Genomic DNA, 24,531 nt, shown 5'->3' with positions numbered 1-24,531 from the left:
ATCGGTTATTTGCTGACGTCTTCGCCGAAGTATTTCTCGGAGATGGTTGCCAGTTCGCCGTCCTTGCGCAATTCATCCAAGGCGCCATCGATGGCTTCTTGCAGATCTTCAGATCCCTTGCGCAGGGTCACCGCCGACTCAGACTTGTCTTCGGACTCTGCCGCGATCTTGATGCTGTCGTCCGGATTGGTCTTCTGCGAGTCCAAGAACGTCAGCTTGTCATTCACGGTTGCGTCGACACGGCCTTGCTTGAGCAGGGTGACCGACTGGGCCCAACCCTCAACTGGTTCGATGGTGGCACCGGCTGCCTTGGCAGCCTCATAGAAGCTACTGGTCAGTGACTGTGCAGTTTTCTTTCCCTTGAGGGAGTCGAAAGAGGTGATGTCGTTGTTATCGCTCTTGGTGACAACCACTCCAGTGGAAACGGTGTATGGCTCGGAGAAGAGGTACTTCTTTTCGCGGTCAGGGTTGATGGCCACCTGGTTGGCGATCACGTCAAAACGACCCGCATCAAGACCGGCAAAAATTGCATCCCACTGGGTTTCTTGGAACTTGACATCTACGCCCATCTTCTCGCCGACGGCCTTGATGACATCCACGTCGTAGCCGGTCAACTCGCTTCCTTCGTGGAAGGAGAAAGGACGGTAAGTGCCTTCGGTACCAACGGTCAGCACACCGGCATCCTTGACCTTCTGCAACGCCGAACCGCTCTGAGTGGAGCCCGACGCAGAGGAATCACCGGAGCCGGAGGAAGATCCACACGCGGTCAGGGACAGGGCAAGAATTGCGGCAGATGCCAGTAGGGGTACGGTGCGCTTCATAGTGACCTCATTCAAAAAGGGGTTGATAATGCTCTAGTCCTAACAACAGTCTAGAGACATCCACTTATTCCGAAGCCCAAAAGTTACACTAAATTCCCAAAAATAGTGCCAGCACCATCATCAGTGGTATGGCGCAGATGGTGGTGATCAGGACCGTATCTTTGGCTACGATGACACCTTGTTCATAGCGCGAAGCACTGACAAAGACGTTTTGTGCCGTGGGCAGACCAGCCATGATTACCGAGGCCACCAACATCTCACCACGCAATTGGAAAGCGAAGTAAGCCAGCGCCCAAGCGAGAGCAGGATGTAGAACCAATTTGGCGATAGATCCGATCAATACGTCGGCGCGTCGCCCTGATTTCTTCTCCAACGGTTTGGAACCGACCAACGAGATGCCAAAGGCCATGAGCATGCAAGGGATGGAGGCGCCTGCGATCAGTTCGATTGGTTCTAACGCTATCGCTGGCACCTTGAACCCGGTCAGTGCCACCACCAAGCCGAGCATGGAACCGATGATCATCGGATTTTTCACCGTGGTCAGCAGCAAAGCCAGCGGGGTGGTGCGGTGACGTGAAGTCGTGGCGTCGAGCATGGCCAAGTTGATCGGCTGGTAGAGCGCGAGCTGGAACAGAATGATCGGAGCCGCGTAGGAAGCATCACCCAAGACATACAAGGCGATGGGCAGTCCGAGGTTAGCCGAGTTCACGGTGGAAGCCGACATGGCAGAGACGATGCGTTCGGAGCCGGAGCGTTTGAGCCAACCAGCGGTGACAGCGTGAAAAGCCAAGGCGGTCAAGGCAGCCGAAATAGCGGCGACCCACAGTAACGGGCCGAGCACCGAGGCAGGATCGGAATCTGCCAGCGTGGTGAATAGCAGTGCTGGGCTGGCGACAAAGAAGGTCACTCGGCTAAGCACATGGCGGCCTTGCGGACCCAGCACGCCGGTGCGCCCAACAAGGTAGCCGACGGCGATAACCACCCAAATGATGGAGAACCCTTCGAGGACTCCGGTCATCGTGCTCCTTGGGTGTTAGCCTGACAAAACTAAAACGTCGGGGCACCTGGTGGTACCCCGACGTCAGTGCGAGCGGGCGACGGGAATCGAACCCGCGTATCGAGCTTGGGAAGCTAGCGCTCTACCATTGAGCTACGCCCGCAGTGCTCCGAGCGGCCTATTGACGGCTCGGGCATCAAACAGCATATCTCACGAATTCGACGCTTCGTTAAACGGCGCGAATAATCGTGGGAAAAGTTACGCCTGATCATCCTTTTTTTGCTTGAGCATCTGTTCCTGCAAGATGACCACGCCATCGGCAGGAACCTCGAAGCTCAATTCATCGCCAGGATTCACCACAAAGCCGGTCTTATCCAGAGCGCGCACCACGGAGGCTCCCTGAACCTTGATACCAAAAGGCGCCTGATCGATGTAGGTGGAAGGAATGCGCTCCAAGGACGTGAAGAGTGCGACAACTGCTTCACCGCTAGGGTTGGTCAACAGCATTGGCTGAGCATTCTTGTTTCCTTCCGTAACCTCTTCGCGGGAGAGGAAATACACTTCGGTGCTCATAAAGGCACCGATGACCGAACCCGAGAGCTCAGGCTTGTTCAGGCCAGCTTGCAACATCATTTCGAAGTGCGTTTTAGGCTTGGCGCGGTGCTGGTCCATCGGAGTTTCGATGATTGCGTGTGGCCCCTGGGCAGGATCTTGTCCATCGTTTGCTGCCGGGGTGTTCTCGGTGCTCATGTACTACAGCATGTCGCGATAAAGCCGCAGGTGCAAACGGCGAATGCGAGTTTTTGGGGTCAAAGGCATAAACTGGCAGATGAGCATCCACGATTGAATCAAGGACAGAGCATGCCTGAATTCCGTTATGAGGATCTTCTGCCAATTGGCGAAGATACAACCCCATACCGCAAGATTTCCTCCGAAGGCGTCGAGGTCGTCGCCGGTCCGGATGGGAAGAACTTCCTGAAGGTCGCCCCCGAGGCACTTGAGCAGTTAGCCGAAACTGCCCTGCACGATATCTCGCACTACCTTCGCCCGGCCCACCTGCAGCAGCTGCGCAACATCCTCGACGATGAGGAAGCCAGCCCGAACGACAAGTTTGTGGCACTGGATCTGCTGAAGAACGCCAACATTGCTGCCGGTGGCATCCTGCCAATGTGTCAGGACACCGGTACGGCCATCGTTATGGGTAAGCGTGGCCAGCGTGTGCTTTCCGAAGAGCAAGATGAAATCTCGCTCTCGCGCGGTATCTACAACGCGTACACCAAGCTGAACCTGCGCTACTCGCAGCTTGCCCCTCTGACCACGTGGGAAGAAAAGTCCACTGGCAACAACTTGCCAGCACAGATCGACCTGTATGCCAATACGAAGGACGGCGCTGACACCAGCTACAAGTTCTTGTTCATGGCCAAGGGTGGCGGCAGTGCCAACAAGTCCTTCTTGTATCAGGAGACCAAGGCCATCCTCAACGAGAACTCCATGTTGAAGTTCCTCGACGAGAAGCTGCATTCTTTGGGTACTGCTGCGTGCCCTCCGTACCACCTGTCCATCGTCATCGGTGGTACCTCCGCTGAAATGGCGTTGAAGACCGCAAAATACGGGTCGGCTAAGTACCTGGATTCGTTGCCTACCGAAGGTGCGATGACCGGTCGTGGCTTCCGCGACACCGAGCTAGAGGACAAGGTCTTGGAACTGACCCGTCACTTTGGCATCGGTGCACAGTTCGGTGGCAAGTACTTCTGCCACGACGTACGTGTAGTTCGCCTGCCGCGCCACGGCGCGTCAATGCCAGTAGCCATCGCAGTGTCCTGCTCGGCTGACCGCCAGATGCTGGCCAAGGTCACCGAAGAGGGACTATTTGTTGAACAGCTGGAAACTGATCCAGCACGCTTCATGCCAGATGAGAATCACCCTGCCATCGCAGCTCACGATGACGAGACCGATGGTGTCTCGGGCACCGGCGGTAGCTCGGTAGTGAAGATTGATCTGAATAAGCCAATGGATGAGATCCTGGCTGAGTTGACCAAGTACCCGGTCAAGACTCGCCTGTCTCTCACCGGTCCACTGGTGGTAGCTCGCGATATCGCGCATTCCAAGATCAAGGAACGACTGGACGCCGGCGAAGAGATGCCACAGTACCTCAAGGACCACCCGGTCTACTATGCAGGTCCTGCTAAGACACCAGAGGGCATGGCTTCGGGCTCGTTCGGCCCAACTACTGCGGGCCGTATGGACTCCTACGTGGACCAGTTCCAGGCGGCCGGCGGTTCCATGGTCATGCTGGCCAAGGGCAACCGTTCAAAGCAGGTCACCGATGCATGCAACAGCCACGGTGGCTTCTACCTGGGTTCCATTGGTGGCCCGGCAGCACGCCTGGCGCAGGATTGCATCAAGAAGGTCGAAATCCTTGAATACGAGGAATTGGGCATGGAAGCAATCTGGAAGATTGATGTTGAGGACTTCCCAGCATTCATCGTGGTTGATGACAAGGGTGAGGATTTCTTCGCTGAAACACTGAAGCCAACGTTTACTGGCATTCCGGTTCGCGCTAAGTAGTCTTTGCAACGCACTACCAAAAACCGTCAACAGATAGTTCTTTTATGGAGCCGATCTGTTGGCGGTTTTTTGTAATTCTTAGGCGATGCACAGGCGCAGCCTTGGGCAAAAGGCCATGTATCGGTGGCTTGGTTCGGTAGAATTTTTGGTGCCTTGCACGCTTGGAGGCGCAAGGCTGGATTAAGGGGAACGCTGTGAGACGACTAGGCGTTGTGAATCTTCTGCTCGGCATTCCCGGAATCATTTACTATTGGATGCTTTGCGTAGTTGTCATGGGGAACCCGATCAGCTCATGGGGTCGAAGTGTGCGCGACCTGTTGGAAGAAAGCTCGATCTTCCCATTACAAATGATTCTTGGTCCGCCCTTGGCCATTGGAACCATCATTTGGGTGATTGCCAATGTGAATCTGATCTACCGCAGGAAACGTGCCGGAGCCTGCCAGAAGACCAGCAGCAAGATCACCCACTGGGTGATTGCTTTGGGCGCCTCGCTGGTTCCGTCCTTGATATTTCTCGGCGTTGCGAGCTTCTTCTAAAACGTCAGAGAGTCGTTCAAAAGCTATTCGGTGAAGCCAAAGCTCCAGTCCCGGTACGGCGGTAGGAAACGTAAGACCAGTAAGTCTTCTTCCTTGAGCACCCCATGGCCGGTTTTCTGAGAGCTGATCTCGGTGCCGTCCTTAGTGGACTTTTCCTCCACCGCGTCAACCTTTGCCTGCTCCTTAGCAGCTGGCGTTGCTTCGGTCTTCTTCTCTTTCAACGACTCGGCAAGCATTTTGACGTACTCTTCGTAGGTGTCGGCTCCGGATTCGGCCAACGCCTTGGCATGCTCTTTACCGATGTAGCGTACGTGCCATGGTTCGTACTTGTAGCCGGTGATCTCTTCTTGGCCATCGGGGTAGCGCACGATCAGCCCGTAATCCACCGCATGCTCCGCGATCCAGATGCCTGCTGGAGTCTGCCCGAATGAGGCCTTCAATTCGGAGAGGCTATTGGTGTATCCAAGGTCTGCCGCCAAACCCAACTGATGTTCGCTGGTACCTGGGCGGGCAGAAATTCGTTCGGCATACGCCGTTCCATATTTACCTTGGTACTGATTGAATAGTGCCGCCTGACGATCATATGAACGGTAAGCGCTGAGAATCTTGATTGAATGTCCAGCCGCCCGAGCATCAGCAAGCAGATCCTCGACGGCTTGAGCCGCTTCACTTCGTAGCTGCAGACCGGTCCCGGCGACGTCGACCAGTTTGGAGGGCGTGTAGTTTTCTGGAGAGAGCTTCGTGGTGGGGTTAATCAGCGCCAACATGCTCGAAGCCTCGGTAAGCTGTGTGCTACTAACTTCTGGGAGGTCTTTAGTCGGTGCGCCAAAAGCTGCTGGAACAGTGGAGAACAGCAGTGCCGAAGCAAGTACGGTGCCAGTCAGCGCAGTGGCAAGACGCATAATATAAACCCTTAACAGATGAAGCGATGAACGAGAATGACTCCCTCTCTAACGATAACTGCAAATCTGGGGAAAATAATGGGAAGTGCATCACCGCCTCGAAGAGCCAAAATGAACTTATTTGCCCACGGAGTTCATTCCGAGGCACTTCACACGATAAGTTTGTTCACGTGTTGTATTCAGATGGTGACATTCGTCGAGAAATAGCGTCCGGAGAGATTGGGCTCGAGCCCTTCGACCCGAACATGGTCCAGCCCGCCTCAGTGGACGTTCGAATCGACCGGTTCTTCCGGCTCTTCGACAACCACAAGTACGCGCACATCGATCCTTCGGTGGAGCAAGATGAGCTGACTCGCCTGGTCGAGGTCGCTCCAGACGAACCGTTCATCCTCCACCCTGGTGAGTTTGTGCTTGGCTCCACTTACGAAGTAGTTACTCTGGGACACTCCGTGGCAGCACGACTTGAAGGCAAAAGCTCGCTGGGACGTCTGGGCCTGCTCACGCACTCCACCGCTGGTTTCATCGATCCGGGCTTCTCTGGACACGTGACATTGGAACTTTCCAACATGGCGACCTTGCCGATCAAACTGTGGCCAGGTTCGAAGATTGGCCAGTTGTGCTTCTTCAAACTCACCTCCGCTACCGAGCACCCCTATGGTTCGGGTCCTTACGGAAACCGCTACCAAGGTCAGCGTGGCCCCACAGCCTCGCGCAGCCACCTGAACTTCCACCGTACAGATATCGACAGCTAATAAGTTCTAAATAGTTTGAGGACCAGCCCATTGGGCTGGTCCTCAAACTATGTGCGCTGGGATTCTCAGATTTCTTAGCGCGATTCCTTTCGCGGTGAACGAATAGGCAGGAGCAGTACTAGTCCAAGGGCCAGCACCACCAAGATGCCCAGAATGCCAAATCGCTGCGCACCCCCGGAAGCAACGAGGGGAGAGGCGATAGCAATGGCGGCACCAAACAGTGCTGGAGCTAAGAACGAGACCGCTCGACCCGTCGTGGCATACAGCCCGAAGAGTTCACCTTCGCGGCCAGCCGGAATAAGCCGGGCTAAATAAGACCGTGAAGCCGCTTGAGCGGGGCCAACGAACAGGCACAGCAGTAAGCCGAAGATCCAGAAGCCGCTGGCACCAGGGGAAAGGAAGACTCCCGCGCCGGCAATCAGCAATCCAACTAGCGAGCCACAAATCACCATCTTGGGCCCCAGCACGTCATCGAGCCGACCACCAATGACTGCACCGGCGGCCGCTACGAGGTTACCTACGATGGCGAAGATAATGACTTCGGATGCTGCAAAACCAAAGGTACCGGCAGCAATGACGCCGCCGAAGGTGAAGATCGCGGCCAGTCCATCACGGAACACGGCCGAGGAACAGAGGAAGAAGAGTAGGTTGCGATCGTTACGCCACAGATTTTTGATGGTTGCGAATAAGACCTTGTATGAGTCCTTGAGCGGGATCTTCGTCGCCGTAGCCGGTGGGGCTTCAGGAATGATGAAGAATAACGGCAACGCAAATACCAGGCACCACACCGCGGAGAAGATGGCAATCAGCCGAAGATTTAGTGATCCCTCGGTGCTAGCACCTGGCCACTGAACAATAGGTTCTACAAATCCGAAGAGAACCAGCGCGAGGGCGAGAATGCCACCGACATATCCCATGCCCCAGCCGAAGCCGGAGACTTTGCCGACGGTAGCTTTGGTTGAAATCTGGTTGAGCACGGCGTTGTAGTTCACGCCGGCAAACTCACTGACCACCGACATGAGCGCTATGAGTATGGCGCCGAGCCAGAGGAACTTGGGGTCTGGGTAAACAAAGAAGCACCCGGCGCACACGAGGACCAAGATCAGCGTATTGACCACGATCCACAATTTCCTGCGACCGGCTGCATCGGCACGCATCCCAGTGACGGGTACCAGCAGTGCAATGGTAAGTCCACCGACGGTGAGTGCTTGGGAGAGCACTAACGAGGCATGGTCTTTGTCTCCGAAGAGGTCACTGGTCAGATAAACGGTGAAAACGAAGGTGATCATCACCGCGTTGATCGCTGCCTGCCCCCAATCCCAGCTGGCCCAAGCCCAGGTGTACTTGTTGAGCCACTTGTCACGGGCTGGAACAGACGCAGGTCGAATGATTGACATGCTCGAATCGTACCCGGAAGAAAGGAACTGTGAGTGAACCCCAAAACGAATTTTTGATAATCCTATGCAAAACCGGAAAATCAGCTGATCGCGGAAACAGAAGAAAATATTCCTCCAAAGACACATTGCGCGAAAGGCTGGAGAAGCCGGCTGATAAAATAGCTACTGCGGACTATTTTTGTGGTCAACGCACTCTGCCCAACCATCAGTCGACAGAGGAGACAAGTGCTAGTAATTCTCACTGCGCTGTTTGTGACCGCCCTATTGTGCCCGCTTTTGTTTCGGGTACTCAAACGAAACGCCTTCTACGTGGTGGCCGCTGTCCCAGCAGTGGGATTTATTTGGTTGTTGACGCAGTTGCCGGTGGTTCTTGCTGCCGATAATTCGCTGGCCAATGGTGCGCCTAATGCACCGCCGTCCATAAATTTTGAGTGGATCTCTGGTCTTAACATCGGATTGAACTTCCGGATGGACACCTTATCCGCCACAATCCTTCTGTTAATTCTTGGCGTGGGCGCGCTGGTCCTATTCTATTGCGCGAGATACTTCAAGAACGATGATCCTCAAATTGGTGGCTTCGCTGCCAAGATGGTGGCCTTCGCTGGTGCTATGACCGGATTGGTCACGGCAGACGACGTGATCATCATGTTCATCTTCTGGGAAATTACCAGCGTCCTTTCTTACTTGCTCATCGGCTTTAACCAAGCCTTGATTACCGCACGCCGTTCGGCCATGAATGCCCTGATCATCACCACCTTGGGTGGCTTGGTCATGCTTGCCGGAATCTTGATGATCGGCACCGAAGCCGGCAGCTACCAACTTTCCGAGATTCTCGCTGCGGCAGACCACCTCGTTTCACTCGGTGCCTACACTGACGTAGCCATCGCGCTGATCATTGTTGGGGCGATTTCTAAATCAGCACTGGTGCCGTTCCATTTCTGGCTACCAGGAGCCATGGCAGCCCCGACGCCGGTCTCGGCCTATCTTCATGCTGCGGCCATGGTTAAGGCAGGCGTCTATTTGATTGCCCGCTTGGCTCCAGGATTCGCTGAAACCAACCTCTGGGTTCCGATGACCGTGGGCATCGGTATCTTGACCATGATCATTGGTGGATACCGAGCACTGAAGCAACATGACCTCAAACTGATTCTTGCCTTTGGTACAGTTTCTCAGCTGGGTTTCATCATTGCGATTTTCGGCTTTGGAACCCCGGACGCTGCCTTTGCTGCCCTAGCAATGACATTGGCCCACGGTTTGTTCAAGGCAACCCTGTTCTTGAGCGTCGGCATCATTGACCACAACACGGGTACTCGCGACATCCGCAAACTTAGTGGCCTGCGCCGTAGCATGCCCATCCTGACCACTACCGCGGGCATCGCTGCAGCATCGATGGCCGGTGTGCCACTGACCTTTGGGTTTGTGGCCAAAGAAGCCGTGTACGAATCTGCCTTGCACCTAGAAACTGGGTGGGGCATCTTCGCCCTGATCGGTCTGGTACTGGGAGCCGGCTTGACTATGGGCTATTCGCTGCGCTTCTTCTTCGGCGCCTTTGGGGTCAAGAAGCATTCGGTACCACCGCTGACCTGCAAAGCGCCAACCCTAATCTTCTTGGCTCCATTGCTGGTGCTCTCGATCATGACTCTCACCTTGGGTCTCTACCCGCAGTTTGTCGAACCATTGATGCACCAGTGGTCCGCCGAACAAGGTGGACCAGGGAAAATGCATCTATTGGCCTTTGCTGGCCTAAACCCAGCATTGGGTCTTAGCGCCATTTCCATCAGCTTGGGCATTGCCTTCTACTGGATCCGTCGCCGAACCGATACCGGTGCTCGTCCACGAAACCTCATGATTTCCGCTGAGGAAATCTATCGTATGTCGGTCAACGGTCTAGACATGGTTTCCATTTGGATTACCGGTCGAACCCAACGTGGTTCGTTGTCCTTCTACTTGGGCGTAATTCTAGGCGTCGTGCTCGTGGTGCCATTAGGCATTGCGTTGACAGTAGCTACCCCATGGCCAGATAACTGGGTGGTCGCTGACCACCCAGCCCAGTTGCTGATCGGCGCGTTGATCATTGCCGGCGCGCTGGTCTCAGTGACTGCTCCTAAGCGTTTTATGGCTGTGCTGATGGTTTCGGTCACCGGCTACGGCATGGTCGCAATTTTCGCGCTACAGGGTGCGCCTGACTTGGCGTTGACCCAGTTACTAGTGGAAACCATCATTTTGGTCTCCTTCGTTTTAGCGCTACGCGCGCTGCCTAAGCGTTTGTGGGGAGGCGTTGCCAAGATCAAGTGGGGCCGCGCAATATTGGCAATTGCCCTAGCCGTGATGGTGATTTACATTGCCATCGCGATGATGGCTGCCAGGGACCAAAGCAGAATTTCTCTTGCCTGGCCGGATCTGGCCTACTACGAGGGCTACGGCAAGAACATCGTGAACGTTGCCCTCGTAGATATGCGTGTTTGGGATACCTTCGGGGAAATTACGGTGCTGGCGGCTGCTGCCACAGGCGTCGCCTCGTTGATCTTCGCTGGTCGTAGCTTCGGTAGTCGAGTGCGCGTGCACGAAGTAGAGCCGGGCAGTATCGATTCTGGTTCCGAAGCCATGGGTGGCAAGGATTCAAAGGACGTTGAACTACGAATTGCCCGTCGCTTTGCTATGAGCGGTAATCAAGACTGGCTGATGGCCGGAAGCACCCTGGTTGCCGAACGCCGTTCCATTATCTTTGAAGTGGTCACTCGCTTGATGTTCCACTCGGTGTTGATCCTTTCGGTGTACACCCTGCTCGCCGGGCACAACACTCCTGGTGGTGGATTCGCCGGCGGTTTGATTGCCGGACTGGCCTTGACCATCCGCTATCTTGCCGGTGGCCGCGTTGAACTCTCAGAGTCGCTACGCATCGCCCCTGGCTTGCTGATCGGTGGTGGCATCGCGTTGGCGGGTCTGGCCGGAATTGTTCCGTTGTTAATGGGCGATGAAATTTTCACCATGTACGCCGTGGAATTCTGGTTCTTCGGCGATCAGAAGTTCGTGACGTCTACGATCTTCGACATCGGCGTGTATCTGGTGGTCTTAGGACTGGTACAGGACGTGCTGCGTTCACTAGGTAGCGAAATTGACTCACTTTCCGAAGGACGTAGCCCAGTGGACCGACACGACTTTGTAGAAGCATCACAGACAGGAGTTGGCCGATGAGCGTGAACATCACCTTTCTCGTGATTACCGGAGTGCTGCTTGCCTGCGGTTTCTACCTGGTCCTTGAACGAACCCTGACTCGTGTCTTGCTTGGCATTATGCTTCTAGGTAATGGCGTGAATCTGCTGATCTTGACCACCGGTGGTCGACGCGGTGTGGCACCACTATTCCAGTCAGGACTGGACCCTGAGGAATATTCGGATCCGTTGCCTCAAGCGCTGATTCTGACAGCTATCGTGATTACCTTCGCGGTGACAGCATTCCTGTTGGCAATGATCTATCGTTCATGGACGCTGACCAGCGCCGATGAACTAGCCGATGACACCGAAGATATTAAGGTGTCGCAGAAGACCGCCTACGACGAAGAGGAAGACTCGCCCGTGGCAGAGGATACGACCGAATTCGTTGACGAAGAAGGCCGCCCAGTGCGAGAGGGGGAAGAGTGAATTTTCTAGACTTAGCACCCTTGGCTGTAGTCCTTCCCATCATCGGCGCCGGAGCAGCCTTCCTCGCCCGCCAACAAGTCAAGACGCAGCGACTGATCACCATCGGTATCCTGTGCCTGACCCTGTCATTGGAAGCAGGAATGGTGGCCGCCGTCTGGGGTGGAGAAAGCTACGCCATCCACATCGGCGGCTGGGAATCGCCGTTCGGTATTTCATTGATGGTTGACGGATTTAGCTCCTTCATGTTGCTGATTTCCACCTTGGTGTCACTGGCTGTGTTGCTCTTCGCGACGAGCCAGGGTCTAGCAGATGGTGATGAACCCGGCCCGGTCTCGGTTTTCCACCCTGCTTATCTGATTCTGCTCGCTGGAGTGTCCAACGCGTTCTTGGCCGCCGACTTGTTCAACTTGTACGTCGGTTTCGAAATCTTACTGACCGCCAGTTACGTTCTTCTCACCTTGGGTGGGACTGCTGAACGTATCCGGGCTGGTACCACCTACGTTGTGGTTTCGGTGGTTTCCTCGGTGATCTTCTTGATGTCTATCGCCATGATCTATGCAGCGACTGGAACCGTGAATATGGCGGACCTTGCGGTGAAGCTGCCCGAGCTTGATCAAGGGCCACAGCTAATTTTGCATGTGATGCTGTTGATTGCCTTTGGCATCAAGGCTGCTGTGTTCCCTCTATCATTGTGGCTTCCAGACTCTTACCCAACCGCTCCTGCACCGGTCACCGCTGTGTTTGCTGGCTTGCTGACCAAGGTGGGTGTGTACGCGATTGTGCGTACGGAAACGTTGCTCTTCCCTGGTGGAGAAGTCAGTGCGGGTCTGATGGCCGTTGCAGCACTGACCATGGTGATCGGTATTCTGGGTGCGCTGGCGCAGACCGACTTCAAACGTATGCTCTCCTTTACGCTCACCAGCCACATCGGCTACCTGATTTTTGGTGTTGCTATCGGTAGTCCGCTGGCCATCGCGGCGACCATTTACTACGTTGGCCACCACATTATTGTGCAGACCTCTTTGTTCATGGTGGCTGGTTTGATTGAACGCCGTGCCGGAAGCTCAAATGTCACCAAGCTCGGTTCGCTGGTCAAACTCTCCCCGGCTCTTTCGATCCTCTTCTTCATTCCGGCAATCAATTTGGGCGGCATCCCGCCGTTCTCAGGATTCTTGGGCAAATTTGGATTGTTGCACGCCGCAGTTCAGAACGCTGGTCCACTGACCTGGGTCGTGGTTGGGGCCGGATTGCTCACCAGCTTGCTAACCCTGATGGCCATCATTCGTGTCTGGGCTCGTGTATTTTGGCGCCGTGCTGCTGATGCTGAAGTTCCTAACCAGGAGTTGGTTGATCAGGCAGCATCTGTGGCAATTGAGAACGCTGCCGGCGGCGCGCAGAATCCTGCGTTAGGCCTGAAGCTAGCTAAGGAACTTGAGGCTGAGTCATTGCCTTGGGGCATGCGTTATTCCACTGCGTCGCTGGTTATCGCCGGTATCGCTTTGACTGTATTTGCCGGACCGATTTTTGAATTCTGTGAACGGGTCGCCGCCGAGCTTATTGCTCGTGAACCGTATATCACTGCGATCTTGCCTTTGTGATTGGAGGGGACGATGCCAACTAAGAACATGAAACATAGAGATCAACGTATCGACGATGCGCTTGATACATCTGGCGTGCGCCACCGGGCGACACTCAAACAGGAATGGCCGCTTCTGGCGTTGCTGATTTTTGTCTGGGCAGCACTTTGGCAAGATTTCTCGCCGGCAAATCTGATTTTCGGTGTCATCGTTGCTCTGATCATTGTTACGCTCTTTCCACTACCGCCGGTCGTCCTGTCGGGCCGGATAAACATCTGGTTCTGCTTCGAATTGTTCATTTGGTTCATCGGCCAAGTATTCGCGGCGAGCTTCCAAGTGGCTGGTTTAGCGATCTTCAGAGGAAAGAAAACACGTAGTGGAGTCATAGCTGTCGAGCTGCGCACCGATTCGGATTTGATCGTTACCGCTGTGGGCCACGCGCTGACGTTGATTCCAGGATCTTTTGTTATCGATGTGGACCGCCGCTCATCAACTCTGTACTTGCATTACATCAACATTGAATCGCAGACGGATATGGAACGAGCCCGTGAAGCGGTGCGAGACATTGAACGTCGAGTGATCATGGCTATCGGTAGCCACGATGAATTTGAAGCGATCAAGCACGAATGCGGTCCGATACTTGGTCGAGTAGGAGGCAAAAAATGATGAACATCGTGATGTGGGTTTGCGGAGTCATGTTGGGGTTGGCGACCGTGGCGTGCCTGATTCGAGTCGCCAAGGGGCCTTCTATTCTCGATCGCGTGTTGGCCTTGGACGTCATGTTGATCATTATTTCTGTGGCGTTGTGCTTAGAAATGGTTTACAACCGACATTCTGACTACCTATTGTTTGTGGTCGTTGCCTGTACCTTAGGGTTCATTGGCTCGGTCACGGTTTCGCGTTACGTTTCCGATCAGAGGAATGCCTGATGGATATGTTCCTCGATGTTCTTGTAGCCGTCCTGCTGATCACAGGCTGTCTCATGTCGCTGATTGCCGGTATTGGTCTGCTGACTTTTCCGGATATGCTCACGCGAATGCACGCGGCGACCAAACCTCAGGTATTGGGCTTCCTGCTCATTTTCACTGCAGTAGCGATTCATCTACGCAGTTGGAGCGTCGTACCTCTGTTGTTCTTGGCATGGGGAATGCAGTTGCTGACCGCACCAGTATCAGCACACATGATTGGACGCGCCGGATACCGAACAAAGCACGCAGTCAAAGGATCTCTTTACGACGATGAACTGCGACAAGTTGTTGATACGGTCACCAAGAAACAGGCCGTTGAAACCCCAGAAGTCCCAGCTGAGCAATCAAAAGATTCAACGTCGTAAAGCACCATAGATGCACACAGCAAAAAGGAGCAGCCCACCACTGTGGGCTGCTCCTTTGCTATTAGCTACTTGCTAAAACGTGCGACGACCTTGTTGGTGCCGCGGTCAGCCAAAACCTGAATCGTGGCGGCAACAATAGATGAGAAGATTGCGAATCCGAGTGCCTGCCGGAATGAAGCCTCTGCAGCTTCTTCGCTACCCTTGCGGGGAGCTTTATTTCCGGTGAAGCCCTTCCACAACTGATCAACTAGCTTGCTACCGACAAAACCGGCGCCGATCGAAATTCCGGTGGTGGCAAGTTTCTGTACTGTGTTCATTTTTGCCCTCGCTTCAACGTCGTGACTTATCGTTCCTCTGCCCAGCATACCTGCGGTATGGTAGGTGAGCAGTAATTTTTCCGACAGGGGAGCGTCAGACTTCAAAAATGAAGTCCAAAGACGCTGAGAGTGCGATAGATCGCAGACCCTCGAACCTGCTCCGGCTAGTACCGGCGAAGGAAGTCGAGCATCTCGGATGCGGACAGGTGTGGCACTATGCCCATGTGGTCCGTACATCTCCCCTCCTAAATATAGGGGGACCATCAATGAACCAAGCAGTCGCACAACAACGAACCAGCTGGCGCGTTGTCGACATCGTCGTCGCCTCAGTGATCGCAGTTGCTTCCGGTGTCATCTTCTGGGCGTGGAGCGCTGGGTACGGGCTCTTCTCCCTCGCATTCGTAGCCTTCCCGCCAGCAGCAGCACTGCTCACCGGCGTATGGCTGTTCCCAGCAGTGCTCGGTGGACTGATCATCCGCAAGCCGGGCGCGGCACTGTACTGCGAATTGCTGGCAGCAGTCATTGAAGCTTTGCTCGGATCGCACTATGGGCTGACCGTCTTGTTCTCTGGCCTCGTCCAGGGTCTTGGCGCCGAACTGATCTTCGCAGCAGTACGCTACCGTAAATGGAACTTGGGTGTTTCATTGCTCGCTGGGTTGTTCTCCGGTCTTTTTGCCGGCATCTCCGAAGCCTACATTTTGGCTTACTACGTTGAGTACACCCCAGCGTTGAAGCTGTTCCACGTGATCGCGACCGGCGCCTCGGGCTTGATCGTCGCGGGCTTACTGTCCTGGTTTGCCACCCGGGCCCTGGCAAAGACCGGCGCACTGAGCGCACTGGCCAGCCGCCGGGCTCACCTTGAGACCGGGAAACTGGCCGGCAAATGAGTTCGCTGGCCAATCGTGGTGCTGAGGCACAAGTTCAGCGTGGTGCGGAAATTTCTGCGCGAGGTTTTGGCTGGCAGCATGCCGATAGGACAGCCCCGGCCGTTGCTGGTCTAGATCTTGAAATTCAGGCTGGCCAAAAAGTACTGCTGGTTGGTCCTTCGGGGGCAGGAAAATCGACGTTACTGCATGCATTGGCCGGATTGTTGGAAGTAGACGACTCCCAGCCAATGCTCGGGGAGCTATTGATTGACGGGGCAGATGCCTTTGCACGTGAGCGTCCTGTAGGACTCATGCAGCAAGATCCTGAGACCCAAGTGGTGCAGAGCCGAGTATCTGATGATGTTGCTTTCGGCGCAGAGAATCTCGCAGTAGACCCAGAAAACATTCGCGCCCGCATCCCTGAAGTTTTGGATGCTGTGGGCTTGGGGATGTTATCTTTTGATCACCGGACCCAAGAACTCTCCGGTGGACAAAAACAGCGGCTAGCCCTGGCGGGTATTTTGGCCATGCGTCCGAGTTTGATGCTGCTTGATGAGCCAACGGCCAACGTGGATCCTGAAGGTGTTGGCCCGTTGCGTGATGCTGTGCTCAACGCGGCTACGCTCAGCGGCGCCACCTTGCTGGTCGTTGAACACCGGCTGGAAGTATGGGCGCAGCATATGGACCGCATTATCGTCCTTGAACCAGGTGGCGGGGTCGCCCATGATCTAGCCCCGTATCAACTCATGGAAGACGACAAGCTGCGTGCTGAACTTGCCGAGGCCGGACTATGGATCCCCGGCGTCCTCCCACAGGTTCGCCAGGTCACTGCCCAGCCCGGCGCTATCTTGCTTCAAGCCACAGGCTTGGTCAGCGCCCGAGGTAAGCAGGCGCCGCGTACCCGATCCGTAGACTTGCAAGTGCGCGCGGGAACGGCAACGGTGATCCGCGGAGAAAATGGTGCTGGCAAGTCCACGCTGGCTTTGACCCTTGGCGGACTACTGACTCCTGCTGGTGGACAGCTTGAAGCCAGCGAGGAACTGGCCAATGGGCTGAACAACTCCCCGTTTAGTTGGAAAGCCGGTGCCTTGATTGGCCGGATTGGTTCAGTGTTCCAGGAACCTGAACATCAGTTTGTAGCGCAAACGGTCCGTGAAGAATTAGCATTTGCTCCGTTACGAGCTAAAGCCAATGCAGGCCAGGAACTGAAATACGATCCAGATGAAGTTGATCAGCTGGTGGAATCGTTATTGCAACGATTGGGTCTGCAACATCTGGCTGAGGCGAACCCCTTTACCCTTTCTGGTGGGGAGAAACGTCGACTCTCGGTTGGTACAGTTTTGGCGGCCTCTCCAGCGGTGTTGATCCTCGACGAGCCAACCTTCGGGCAGGACGCCAACACCTGGCGAGAGCTGGCCCAGTTGCTGGTGGAACAGTTAGAGCATCAAACCGCCATTATCGCTGTCACCCATGATGAACACCTAGCCAGTGTTTTGCAGGCCGAACAAATTCATTTGTCCGCATCAACTGGCGGAGAAAAATCCGAACCAAGGGGGCCAGTGCTTGATGCCCCTGTGGGGCACAGTTGGTTAGCTCAGGTGAATCCCTTGGCCAAACTTGGTGCGGTCGCCGCAGCGACGTTGCCGTTGATTAGCACCTTGGATGCGGTCTCTGCCTCGGTCATTATCGTTTTTACCGCTTTGATCTTCCCGCTGGCCGGGCTCAGCCCGCTGAAGTTCTTCAAGCGTGCATGGCCGCTTCTGGTAGCTGGTGTTTGTGCGGCTTGGGGTATTGCCCTGGTCGGTCAAGATAGTGGTGCGGTCTATGCTCAGCTGGGCCTGTTCAGCATCACCGAAGGGTCTGTGCAAGGTGGTATCGCAACCGGGCTTCGGGCCTTCGCCTTAGCTATTCCTTGCATTTTATTGCTGGCGACGACAAACCCGAGCGACTTGGGCGGGGCACTGTCCCAGCAGCTGAAGGTCCCACATCGCTTTGTGCTCGGCGCCTTGGCCGGCATGCGGTTATTGGGTTTGATGATTGAGGAGTTTACGACTCTCACCTTGGCTCGAAGAGCACGTGGTGTCGGAAACTTTGGCACGCCGCTTCAGCGGATCAGCGCAACCCTTGGGCAGAGTTTGGCCCTGTTGGTGCAGGGGATACGTCGTGCTGGCCGGCTGGCAACAACTATGGAAGCCAAGGGTTTCGGGACAGCCAAGCGCACCTGGATCCGCACCGCAACCTTTAGCAAAACCGATGCCGCGGTGCTGCTCGCGGGCCTTGTTATAGGTGCCGCTGCCATAGGTGCGGCCCTGTGGGCCGGCACCTACAACCTCGTCTGGAATTAGCGAATTGCTTCGCTCAGGGCGCTGAGTTCTTCATGGAGCTCAGCGTCCAAGCGCAACGGCTTGGCATCAAGAGTGCGCACCGGGGTGAGTAGACGAATCGAAGAGACTAGCCAAACGCCGTCGGCCTGGTAGAGATCTTCAGGGCGCAATGGACCATAGCCCAGCTCCCAGCCATCCTGGGCTGCAGCATCAAAGATCGCGCTCTGCGTGGTGCCGGGAAGAATCCCGGTCTCCAGCATTGGGGTGAGCAGACGTTTGGTCTCACCATCGCGCTGGGCCACTAACACGGTGGAGGTAGGGGCTTCCAATACGATGCCATCAGCGGAAGTGAAGATGACGTCCTGTGCACCGTGCTTGCGGGCGTAACGTAAAGCGGCCATATTGATTGAGTACGACAGCGTCTTCGCGCCCATCATCAACCACGGTGCACGTTCGGCAAGCTTGGAGTCGTAGCCACGATCCAATAGAAGTACGTCCACTCCGGTTTCACGCTGTTCTTTGCCAGCTGCAGGAGCAGGAGTCACGGTAACCCAACAGATCGCCGGATCATCATCGTGCTCACCACGGGCAGCGATCAATTTGACCACGGCTTCCTCGGCGCCGCCGGTGGCGTCAAAGTCAGCTACAGCAGTATCAACTGCCGCATACCAGGTGCGAGCATCCGGGATGATCAGGTCTGAAAGCTCTGCCGAGCTAGCAAGGCGGGCCAGATGCGCCTCAAATTTGCGAACCGCTTGGTTGGTGTAGAGCATCGATTCGAAGATGCCGTCTCCGCGGGTGACTCCCTGAACGGTGACTGGAAGTTGTGGTGCGGAAATGTCGGCTAAATAGCCCGCCGGATAGGCCGGATCCAAGAATACAAGAGAACTCATAGTTACAGATTATCGAACCTATAGCCCATGTGTGAGCTTTAGACCGGGTGGAGTTCAGACATCTTTGTAAAACTTAGATAAGCTAGGCGAAGGAATTTGAGCTGTATTACGCAGATCAGTGCCGGAATTTTCGACCATCATCATGCGTAACGAAGAGGTGTGCCACAAATGTTACCGAGTAATGAAGTGCTAATGCAGATCGGTAGTGTGCTGTGGAGCATTCTTGTGGCCATTGAATTGGTAGTTCGGTACTTCATGATCGGCATTGTTCCCGGAAACCGACGACCCACCACAGCGATGGCGTGGCTTTTGGGAATTTTCTTCCTGCCTGTAGTCGGTCTGTTGGCGTACTGGCTCTTTGCCAACCCACGCCTCTCGCGCAGCCGACTGGAGAAACAGCAACGTGCTCGTGAGCAAATCATGGATGCAACCAAGCACCTGCAGTTGCCCGAAGAATTTCACTCGCAAGAAGAATGGGTTGAATCTGCGGTCAATCTGAACCGCAATTTGGGCGCCATGCCGTTAGAAGGCGGCAACAGCGTTGAGGTCATTTCTAATTACCGTTACTCCATGGAGTCGATGCGTCGAGAAATCGACAAAGCAACCCGTTACATCCATATCCAGTTCTACATCATGGGCGACGATGAAGAGTATGTGGGCCCAGTCCTTGATGCTCTAGAGCGCGCCGCAGACCGCGGGGTGCACGTGCGTCTGCTCTTTGACCACCTGGGTACCTTGCGCGTCAAGGGCTACCGCGATCTGAAGAAGCGACTGAAAAAGTCAGGCATCAACTGGCGCCCCATGCTACCTATCGACCTGATCGGTCGTCGCTGGCGCCGCCCAGATTTGCGTAACCACCGCAAGATTTTGGTGATTGATGGTGAGGTCGGATTCACCGGAAGTCAGAACCTGATTGAGCCTGGTTACAAGCGCAAGTCTTCACATAAGGTCGGACGCGAGTGGGTCGAAATGATGCTGCGCGTTGAAGGTCCGCTGGTACGAAGCTTAGACGTAACCTTCGCTATCGACTGGTGGCAGGAAGAAAACGACGAAGAAGTACTGATGGACATGAACGAGGCCAGACACCCACTGGCCTATGAAGAACGTCCAGGTTCAACATTGGCTCAGTTGCTTCCAAGCGGTCCGGGCTTCGGTAAAGAGAACAATCTGCGACTGTTTAATACACTGATCTATTCGGCTTCCGAACGCCTAGAAATCACCAGTCCATACTTTGTACCCGATGATTCCATGCTGTACGCGATCACCACTGCAGCCCAGCGCGGGGTAGAGGTAGAGCTCTATGTCTGTGAAGAAGGGGACCAGTTTTTGGTGCACCATGCACAGCAGTCCTACTATCAGCAGCTGCTCGAAGCAGGGGTGAGGATCCACTGTTACCCGGCTCCGATGGTTCTGCACACCAAGTGCTTCACCGTCGATGATGACGTCGCGGTGGTGGGCTCCTCAAATATGGATATGCGCTCGTTCAGTTTGAACATGGAAATTTCGGTCATGCTCCTGGGCAAGGACATGGTCAATGCAGTCAACGACGTGCAAAACCATTACCGAGAAATTTCCACGGAGATCACGTTGGGTCAGTGGCGTCGTCGTCCGCGCATGCAGCGCTGGATCGATAACGTGGCCCGACTGACCGCTACACTGCAGTAGTCGTGTGCGGGAAGCTTGCTCCGAGGGACTGGAGCACTCCGCGAGATTTGGTAATGACTTCATCCCATTCGTCCTGCGGATCCGAGTCGGCAGTAATCGCTCCACCGAGCCCAAGAGATAACCGCCAAGACTGATCTTCGAGCCGGTCACAAACTAACGTGCGGATCACTACGGAAAAGTCGGCCGCGCCGTCTGCCCCAAGATAACCTACAGCGCCCGAATACAGGCCACGGGCTCGATGCTCTTCAAGCTCATCAAGGATATTCATCGTGGAGAGCTTCGGAGCGCCAGTCATTGAACCGGGCGGGAACGCCTCGCGCAGAGCCGCGGCAGCCAGTTGAGGATCGCGCAGCGTGGCATCAATAGTGGAAACCATCTGATGAACTGTGGCGTAACTTTCCACCGAACACAACCGCGTGACCCTCACCGATCCAGGGACTGCGAAATGTGAGAGATCATTACGCAGAAGATCTACGATCATGATGTTCTCTGCACGGTCCTTTGGATGCGTTGCCAGATCATGCTTGAGCGCTAAATCGCTGTCTTCATCCATGCCACGTTTTCGTGTGCCCTTGATGGGTTCGGCACGAAGTTGCGCATCTTGCGATAAAGCTAAGAACCGTTCGGGGGACATGCTGGCCACTTCGAGATCAGCGATACGCAGATAATGTGCGAAAGGTGCAGGGCTGGATAATCGCATTCTGCAATAGGCTTCAAAGGGATCAAAGTCGTTGACCTTGGCTGTTAATTCAGTGGTTAAACAGACTTCGTAGGTGTTGCCCTCATAGATCTCGTGTTGGGCGCGAAGAATTTTCTGCTGATATCCCTCGGCCGAATCAGCACAAGTAAAAGTGGGCACTGGCAGCATGCTGCTCTCTCGATCCTCAGGCGGATTGCCCAACAGAATCGAGATTGGCGCTGCTGGATTATTGATGCTGTGTAGGTGCATCTGATTGAGCTGATGATCAACGACAACAATGGTGTCAGGTGCGAAAAATTGTGCATCAGCTCGGGTAGTTCCCGCAGCGATCACCGCACTGATATTTGAGGCGCGCACTTCACGTTTGAGCTCGTAACCCAGATATCCAACCCATAAAGGAAGCGGGTAGGCAGAGAGCAACTGGTGATTGGTAGGCCATAGAGCCCCCAGCGAGTCAAAGAAATTTTGGCCCAATCTAAGACGCGCTGAACCTAAAGCGATAAACGTTCCGGATTGTGTCGCGGTGAGAGTTGGTGGGTGAGATTCGGTGGAAAAGGCCAAGATGGAAAAGCGATTTCGGCCCAGTGGATCATCGAGGTGTTGGCTGGTCGATTCCAAAAGAGCAGCGTGTGGAAGATGCTTGGTGAGCTGTTCAAAGAGCGCCGCGACGTCCATGGGTGCTTGGTAACTCTGTCGCCATACGGGACGATGTGGGGCCGTTTCTTCCCAGCCAAGGCGCTCGGTGAGCTTTTGCGGAAGAAAATGACCAAGCGTTCGAAGGGTCAGCAATGGATCGGAAATTTCTGAGGTATTCACCTGCAGATCTGCGTTGCTTGCAGGTGTATTGCTTTGCAGGTACGCCTGTTCTTGTTCTGCCCAAGTGGACCAAAAAGGTCGGTAGGTTTGACCGTCTCGGGCTAAAGCTCGTTCGCGCCGAAAGTCCTCCGGGGCTTCTAGCCAGATACCGAAATCAATGTATTCACGTGCTTGGTCGTTGAGTGCTCCTACGCCTTCAATGATCAGGATGTTTGTTGGAGTGAAGCTACGTTCGGCACCAACCGCGTCTGCGGCCCAGTCCCACGTTGGATAGGCGACCGTTTGACCGGCGATGAGAGCGGGCAAGAATTCGGTGTACAGCAGTTGTGCATCGGCTAGCCCATGCCAACCGTGATAGAGGTCTTCAAGGCGCAAAATAGCTACAGGAGATGATTCTGCAAGGTGCTGCGCTAGAGATGTTGCGAAGGTGCTTTTGCCTGATCCGGAACGTCCGTCAATGGCAATAAGTGTTGGTCTAGCGGTTTCCACGAGAAGCGATATTACTCCGCACGTAATCTACAAGGGCTGGCAGGGCTGCTGAGATGAGCTTCCATGACTCACGGAAATCGCCGGCGTCTCCGTACCAAGGGTCATAAACACCTTGGTTTTCGTGCGGCTCATTGGCGGTGTCCGGGTCAAAGGAACGGAACATGCGAAGCTGGGGGCGCTGGCTCGGATCAATCTCGGCCAGTTCGGGTACTAGTTCCTCGAAGTGGTCGGTGTCCATAGCTAGGACCAGATCCATGTCAGCTAGTTCATGTGAGTCAACCTGGGCGGCCACATGTTCGGAGGCATCCAGTCCGTGACTGTGTAGGATGCTCGCGGCGCGCTCATCGATACGGTTGCCGACTTCACCATCTGTGATGGCTCGTGAGATGACCTGCACCTGCGTGACATCAGCAGTGTTAAGGGCATCTTTGAGCATGTATTCGGCCATCGGTGAACGACAGATATTTCCCGTGCAGACGATCATTATCCGGAACATGGCATAAGTCTATGGGCATCTCTTGGGTGGAAGCGATACCTACGCGCCCGAAAGTCGACTCTAAATCGATAACGATTTATAGTTTTGGTTCCTTTTTAGTGCATGAGCAGTAGCAGTGCCGCCACAAGAATGAAGAGAATGCCAAAGATGATGTTCAGTAGTTTGGCACCGCGATAGGTGGCGGTGAACTTCTGGAAAGTGCGTGCGGTACCAGCGAAGAAGAAAAACATGACCAAAATATCTACGGCGATCACGGTACCGATATATACCGCGTATTGTCCCAGTAGAGGTTGATCGGTGTTGATGAACTGAGGTGTGAATGCCAAGAAGAAAACAATGGCTTTGGGATTCAGCAAGTTCACCAACAGGCCGCGACGTATCATCGAGCGGCGGGTGAGCCGTTGGCCGGTTGAGGTCCCATCCGAGGCGACCTCTGGTTTTGAGAGCAACATGCGGATGCCAAGGTAGACCAGATAGGCGGCACCGGCGTAACGAATGGCAGCAAATAGCGTGGGGGAGTTCGCGACAAGAATTCCAACACCCGCAGCCACAATCACCACGTGGATGAGTAAGGCGATCTGCTGTCCAAGAATCCCCCAGATGGAGGTGCGCCATCCCTGACGCATCGAGTTATTCATGGTGTTGATGGCACCGGCACCAGGGGTGAAGCTGATGACAACACAAGCGGTCAAAAGGGAAAGCCACAGCGATAAGGTCACCGGATAAGCTTAGTTTCTCGGCGCGGGGTCGGACTAATTTCTTGGACTTGAAGCGACAAATTCTTCACGTGCTTCATCCACGCCGACAATCGCTTCGCTGAGGAACCGGGCGAGCAGTTCCAGCTCTTGGGCGCTGTAGTTCTGGCTCACCTCCATCATTTTCTTGGCCAATGGCCCAAACATTCTTTTGCCCATGGTTCGTGCGTCAGTGGTAGGTCGGATCAGCACGACTCGTCGATCTAGAGTTGAACGCTCTCGTTCAATGAGGTCAAACCGTGCCAGCCTGTCCAGCATTGCCGTGGTGGCGGGGGCGCTCAAATGTAGCTCGGCGCTCAGGTCTTTGGCTGAGGGGAGGGTACCGCTGCGTTCGAAGTTGACGATGATAGCCAACGCGTTCATGTCGGTTCGGTGAGTTCCAAATTGTGCTCCGGTGAATTCAATATAGCGGTCGGTCGCTTGGCTGAACTGTTGTAGAAGTACTGCTAGGTGCTGATCATCACGTGCGTGCATAGGCGACATACTAGTCCCGTGTAGTTACTAGAGAGTGAAAATACTTCCATCGTCGAACTATCTCAAGTAATGTTGGGTACGCATCACTGCTCAAGATTTGAGTGTGCGACAACCGATGGGGATCCACACAGTGCGACAGGTAGAACTCGATAGAAGCCAAGCACGTCCAACAAACAACAAGAAAAGTTTCGCCATCAGAATAGGGATCTACG

At 54.7% G+C, this 24,531-nt stretch carries 23 protein-coding genes, 1 tRNA gene and 1 riboswitch; of the genes, 12 read left to right on the top strand and 12 right to left on the bottom strand.

What is annotated here, in order from left to right; genetic code table 11:
* Positions 1-5: 5 nt before the first annotated feature.
* The 4 genes from FJV47_RS08845 to FJV47_RS08830 all read right to left on the bottom strand — a co-directional run bounded on the left by FJV47_RS08845 (position 6) and on the right by FJV47_RS08830 (position 2,568).
* Entirely contained in the window at positions 6-821 is an 816-nt protein-coding gene (locus FJV47_RS08845) for an amino acid ABC transporter substrate-binding protein (RefSeq protein ID WP_159612104.1), read from the bottom strand.
* A gap of 88 nt (positions 822-909) precedes the next feature.
* A complete protein-coding gene (locus FJV47_RS08840; RefSeq protein ID WP_159612102.1) occupies positions 910-1,839 on the bottom strand; it encodes an AEC family transporter in 930 nt (309 codons plus the stop codon).
* A gap of 71 nt (positions 1,840-1,910) precedes the next feature.
* A tRNA-Gly gene (locus FJV47_RS08835) sits at positions 1,911-1,981 on the bottom strand.
* 95 nt (positions 1,982-2,076) lie between these two features.
* Positions 2,077-2,568: an SseB family protein gene (locus FJV47_RS08830; RefSeq protein ID WP_159612100.1), complete on the bottom strand. Its 492-nt coding sequence runs from the start codon at positions 2,566-2,568 to the stop codon at positions 2,077-2,079.
* Between the two features lie 111 nt (positions 2,569-2,679).
* Between FJV47_RS08830 and FJV47_RS08825 the strand changes: the two genes are divergently transcribed.
* Both FJV47_RS08825 and FJV47_RS08820 read left to right on the top strand, forming a co-directional pair.
* The gene (locus FJV47_RS08825) at positions 2,680-4,386 is read left to right on the top strand and encodes a fumarate hydratase (RefSeq protein ID WP_159612098.1); all 1,707 of its coding nucleotides are present in this window, start codon (positions 2,680-2,682) and stop codon (positions 4,384-4,386) included.
* 194 nt (positions 4,387-4,580) lie between these two features.
* Complete coding sequence (locus FJV47_RS08820) at positions 4,581-4,922, top strand: hypothetical protein (protein ID WP_159612095.1); 342 nt, start codon at positions 4,581-4,583, stop codon at positions 4,920-4,922.
* Between the two features lie 23 nt (positions 4,923-4,945).
* Here FJV47_RS08820 and FJV47_RS08815 read toward each other — a convergent pair whose 3' ends face one another.
* Complete coding sequence (locus tag FJV47_RS08815; RefSeq protein ID WP_159612093.1) at positions 4,946-5,824, bottom strand: D-alanyl-D-alanine carboxypeptidase family protein; 879 nt, start codon at positions 5,822-5,824, stop codon at positions 4,946-4,948.
* 170 nt (positions 5,825-5,994) lie between these two features.
* Between FJV47_RS08815 and dcd the strand changes: the two genes are divergently transcribed.
* Positions 5,995-6,576 (top strand): dCTP deaminase, encoded by a 582-nt coding sequence (gene dcd, locus FJV47_RS08810; RefSeq protein WP_159612091.1) that lies wholly within the window; start codon positions 5,995-5,997, stop codon positions 6,574-6,576.
* Positions 6,577-6,650: 74 nt separating this feature from the next.
* Here the strand turns inward: dcd and FJV47_RS08805 are convergent, their stop codons facing one another.
* Positions 6,651-7,973: an MFS transporter gene (locus tag FJV47_RS08805; RefSeq protein ID WP_159612089.1), complete on the bottom strand. Its 1,323-nt coding sequence runs from the start codon at positions 7,971-7,973 to the stop codon at positions 6,651-6,653.
* A gap of 225 nt (positions 7,974-8,198) precedes the next feature.
* On the opposite strand from FJV47_RS08805, the gene FJV47_RS08800 reads away from it, so the two are divergent.
* Genes FJV47_RS08800 through mnhG form a run of 6 tightly spaced genes read left to right on the top strand, consistent with a single transcriptional unit; the run spans position 8,199 to position 14,524 of the window.
* Positions 8,199-11,168 (top strand): Na+/H+ antiporter subunit A, encoded by a 2,970-nt coding sequence (locus tag FJV47_RS08800; protein ID WP_159612087.1) that lies wholly within the window; start codon positions 8,199-8,201, stop codon positions 11,166-11,168.
* Positions 11,165-11,614, top strand: a complete 450-nt coding sequence (locus tag FJV47_RS08795) for a Na(+)/H(+) antiporter subunit C (RefSeq protein ID WP_159612085.1) — start codon at positions 11,165-11,167, stop codon at positions 11,612-11,614. The genes FJV47_RS08800 and FJV47_RS08795 overlap by 4 nt, the downstream gene beginning before the upstream one ends.
* The gene (locus FJV47_RS08790; protein WP_159612083.1) at positions 11,611-13,212 is read left to right on the top strand and encodes a Na+/H+ antiporter subunit D; all 1,602 of its coding nucleotides are present in this window, start codon (positions 11,611-11,613) and stop codon (positions 13,210-13,212) included. Before FJV47_RS08795 ends, FJV47_RS08790 begins: the two co-directional genes overlap by 4 nt.
* Before the next feature lie 27 nt (positions 13,213-13,239).
* Complete coding sequence (locus tag FJV47_RS08785) at positions 13,240-13,857, top strand: Na+/H+ antiporter subunit E (protein ID WP_235026396.1); 618 nt, start codon at positions 13,240-13,242, stop codon at positions 13,855-13,857.
* Positions 13,854-14,120 (top strand): monovalent cation/H+ antiporter complex subunit F, encoded by a 267-nt coding sequence (locus FJV47_RS08780; protein WP_159612079.1) that lies wholly within the window; start codon positions 13,854-13,856, stop codon positions 14,118-14,120. Before FJV47_RS08785 ends, FJV47_RS08780 begins: the two co-directional genes overlap by 4 nt.
* On the top strand, positions 14,120-14,524 hold the full coding sequence (gene mnhG / locus FJV47_RS08775; RefSeq protein WP_159612077.1) for a monovalent cation/H(+) antiporter subunit G: 405 nt from the start codon (positions 14,120-14,122) through the stop codon (positions 14,522-14,524). The genes FJV47_RS08780 and mnhG overlap by 1 nt, the downstream gene beginning before the upstream one ends.
* 65 nt (positions 14,525-14,589) lie before the next feature.
* Here the strand turns inward: mnhG and FJV47_RS08770 are convergent, their stop codons facing one another.
* Positions 14,590-14,841, bottom strand: coding sequence for a DUF4235 domain-containing protein (locus tag FJV47_RS08770; protein ID WP_159612075.1), 252 nt, complete (start codon positions 14,839-14,841; stop codon positions 14,590-14,592).
* Between the two features lie 75 nt (positions 14,842-14,916).
* A riboswitch (TPP riboswitch) is annotated at positions 14,917-15,040 on the top strand.
* 67 nt (positions 15,041-15,107) lie between these two features.
* Between FJV47_RS08770 and FJV47_RS08765 the strand changes: the two genes are divergently transcribed.
* Entirely contained in the window at positions 15,108-15,728 is a 621-nt protein-coding gene (locus FJV47_RS08765) for an ECF transporter S component (protein ID WP_159612073.1), read from the top strand.
* On the top strand, positions 15,725-18,052 hold the full coding sequence (locus FJV47_RS08760; protein ID WP_159612071.1) for an ATP-binding cassette domain-containing protein: 2,328 nt from the start codon (positions 15,725-15,727) through the stop codon (positions 18,050-18,052). Before FJV47_RS08765 ends, FJV47_RS08760 begins: the two co-directional genes overlap by 4 nt.
* Here FJV47_RS08760 and FJV47_RS08755 read toward each other — a convergent pair.
* Positions 18,049-18,924: an aminodeoxychorismate lyase gene (locus FJV47_RS08755; protein WP_159612069.1), complete on the bottom strand. Its 876-nt coding sequence runs from the start codon at positions 18,922-18,924 to the stop codon at positions 18,049-18,051. The genes FJV47_RS08760 and FJV47_RS08755 overlap by 4 nt on opposite strands.
* Positions 18,925-19,116: 192 nt before the next feature.
* On the opposite strand from FJV47_RS08755, the gene cls reads away from it, so the two are divergent.
* A complete protein-coding gene (gene cls, locus FJV47_RS08750) occupies positions 19,117-20,589 on the top strand; it encodes a cardiolipin synthase (protein WP_200831980.1) in 1,473 nt (490 codons plus the stop codon).
* On the opposite strand, the gene FJV47_RS08745 is transcribed toward cls, so the two are convergent.
* From FJV47_RS08745 to FJV47_RS08730, 4 genes are all read right to left on the bottom strand, one after another.
* Positions 20,576-22,594 carry a chorismate-binding protein gene (locus tag FJV47_RS08745; protein WP_159612067.1) on the bottom strand — a complete coding sequence of 673 codons (2,019 nt, stop codon included), beginning with the start codon at positions 22,592-22,594 and terminating at the stop codon, positions 20,576-20,578. The two genes, cls and FJV47_RS08745, sit on opposite strands and share 14 nt — an antisense overlap.
* On the bottom strand, positions 22,581-23,090 hold the full coding sequence (locus FJV47_RS08740) for a low molecular weight protein-tyrosine-phosphatase (protein ID WP_159612065.1): 510 nt from the start codon (positions 23,088-23,090) through the stop codon (positions 22,581-22,583). Before FJV47_RS08740 ends, FJV47_RS08745 begins: the two co-directional genes overlap by 14 nt.
* Before the next feature lie 95 nt (positions 23,091-23,185).
* Positions 23,186-23,809 (bottom strand): LysE family transporter, encoded by a 624-nt coding sequence (locus tag FJV47_RS08735; protein ID WP_159612063.1) that lies wholly within the window; start codon positions 23,807-23,809, stop codon positions 23,186-23,188.
* A 33-nt stretch (positions 23,810-23,842) separates the two neighbouring features.
* Entirely contained in the window at positions 23,843-24,319 is a 477-nt protein-coding gene (locus tag FJV47_RS08730; protein ID WP_159612061.1) for a MarR family winged helix-turn-helix transcriptional regulator, read from the bottom strand.
* Between the last annotated feature and the right edge of the window lie 212 nt (positions 24,320-24,531).

It is taken from the genome of Glutamicibacter sp. JC586, from assembly GCF_009805585.1.
Taxonomy (GTDB): domain Bacteria; phylum Actinomycetota; class Actinomycetes; order Actinomycetales; family Micrococcaceae; genus Glutamicibacter.
The sequence above is the reverse complement of the archived record's forward strand: the minus strand, read 5'-3'. Positions and strand labels throughout refer to the sequence as shown.

What these genes read in the sequence shown, in the direction of transcription:
- FJV47_RS08845 (WP_159612104.1), bottom strand. Translation starts at nt 821, where the DNA reads ATGAAGCGCACCGTACCCCTACTGGCATCTGCCGCAATTCTTGCCCTG.
- FJV47_RS08840 (WP_159612102.1), bottom strand. Translation starts at nt 1,839, where the DNA reads ATGACCGGAGTCCTCGAAGGGTTCTCCATCATTTGGGTGGTTATCGCC.
- FJV47_RS08830 (WP_159612100.1), bottom strand. Translation starts at nt 2,568, where the DNA reads ATGAGCACCGAGAACACCCCGGCAGCAAACGATGGACAAGATCCTGCC.
- FJV47_RS08825 (WP_159612098.1), top strand. Translation starts at nt 2,680, where the DNA reads ATGCCTGAATTCCGTTATGAGGATCTTCTGCCAATTGGCGAAGATACA.
- FJV47_RS08815 (WP_159612093.1), bottom strand. Translation starts at nt 5,824, where the DNA reads ATGCGTCTTGCCACTGCGCTGACTGGCACCGTACTTGCTTCGGCACTG.
- FJV47_RS08805 (WP_159612089.1), bottom strand. Translation starts at nt 7,973, where the DNA reads ATGTCAATCATTCGACCTGCGTCTGTTCCAGCCCGTGACAAGTGGCTC.
- FJV47_RS08795 (WP_159612085.1), top strand. Translation starts at nt 11,165, where the DNA reads ATGAGCGTGAACATCACCTTTCTCGTGATTACCGGAGTGCTGCTTGCC.
- FJV47_RS08785 (WP_235026396.1), top strand. Translation starts at nt 13,240, where the DNA reads ATGAAACATAGAGATCAACGTATCGACGATGCGCTTGATACATCTGGC.
- FJV47_RS08780 (WP_159612079.1), top strand. Translation starts at nt 13,854, where the DNA reads ATGATGAACATCGTGATGTGGGTTTGCGGAGTCATGTTGGGGTTGGCG.
- mnhG (WP_159612077.1), top strand. Translation starts at nt 14,120, where the DNA reads ATGGATATGTTCCTCGATGTTCTTGTAGCCGTCCTGCTGATCACAGGC.
- FJV47_RS08770 (WP_159612075.1), bottom strand. Translation starts at nt 14,841, where the DNA reads ATGAACACAGTACAGAAACTTGCCACCACCGGAATTTCGATCGGCGCC.
- FJV47_RS08765 (WP_159612073.1), top strand. Translation starts at nt 15,108, where the DNA reads ATGAACCAAGCAGTCGCACAACAACGAACCAGCTGGCGCGTTGTCGAC.
- FJV47_RS08760 (WP_159612071.1), top strand. Translation starts at nt 15,725, where the DNA reads ATGAGTTCGCTGGCCAATCGTGGTGCTGAGGCACAAGTTCAGCGTGGT.
- FJV47_RS08755 (WP_159612069.1), bottom strand. Translation starts at nt 18,924, where the DNA reads ATGAGTTCTCTTGTATTCTTGGATCCGGCCTATCCGGCGGGCTATTTA.
- cls (WP_200831980.1), top strand. Translation starts at nt 19,117, where the DNA reads ATGCAGATCGGTAGTGTGCTGTGGAGCATTCTTGTGGCCATTGAATTG.
- FJV47_RS08740 (WP_159612065.1), bottom strand. Translation starts at nt 23,090, where the DNA reads ATGTTCCGGATAATGATCGTCTGCACGGGAAATATCTGTCGTTCACCG.
- FJV47_RS08730 (WP_159612061.1), bottom strand. Translation starts at nt 24,319, where the DNA reads ATGCACGCACGTGATGATCAGCACCTAGCAGTACTTCTACAACAGTTC.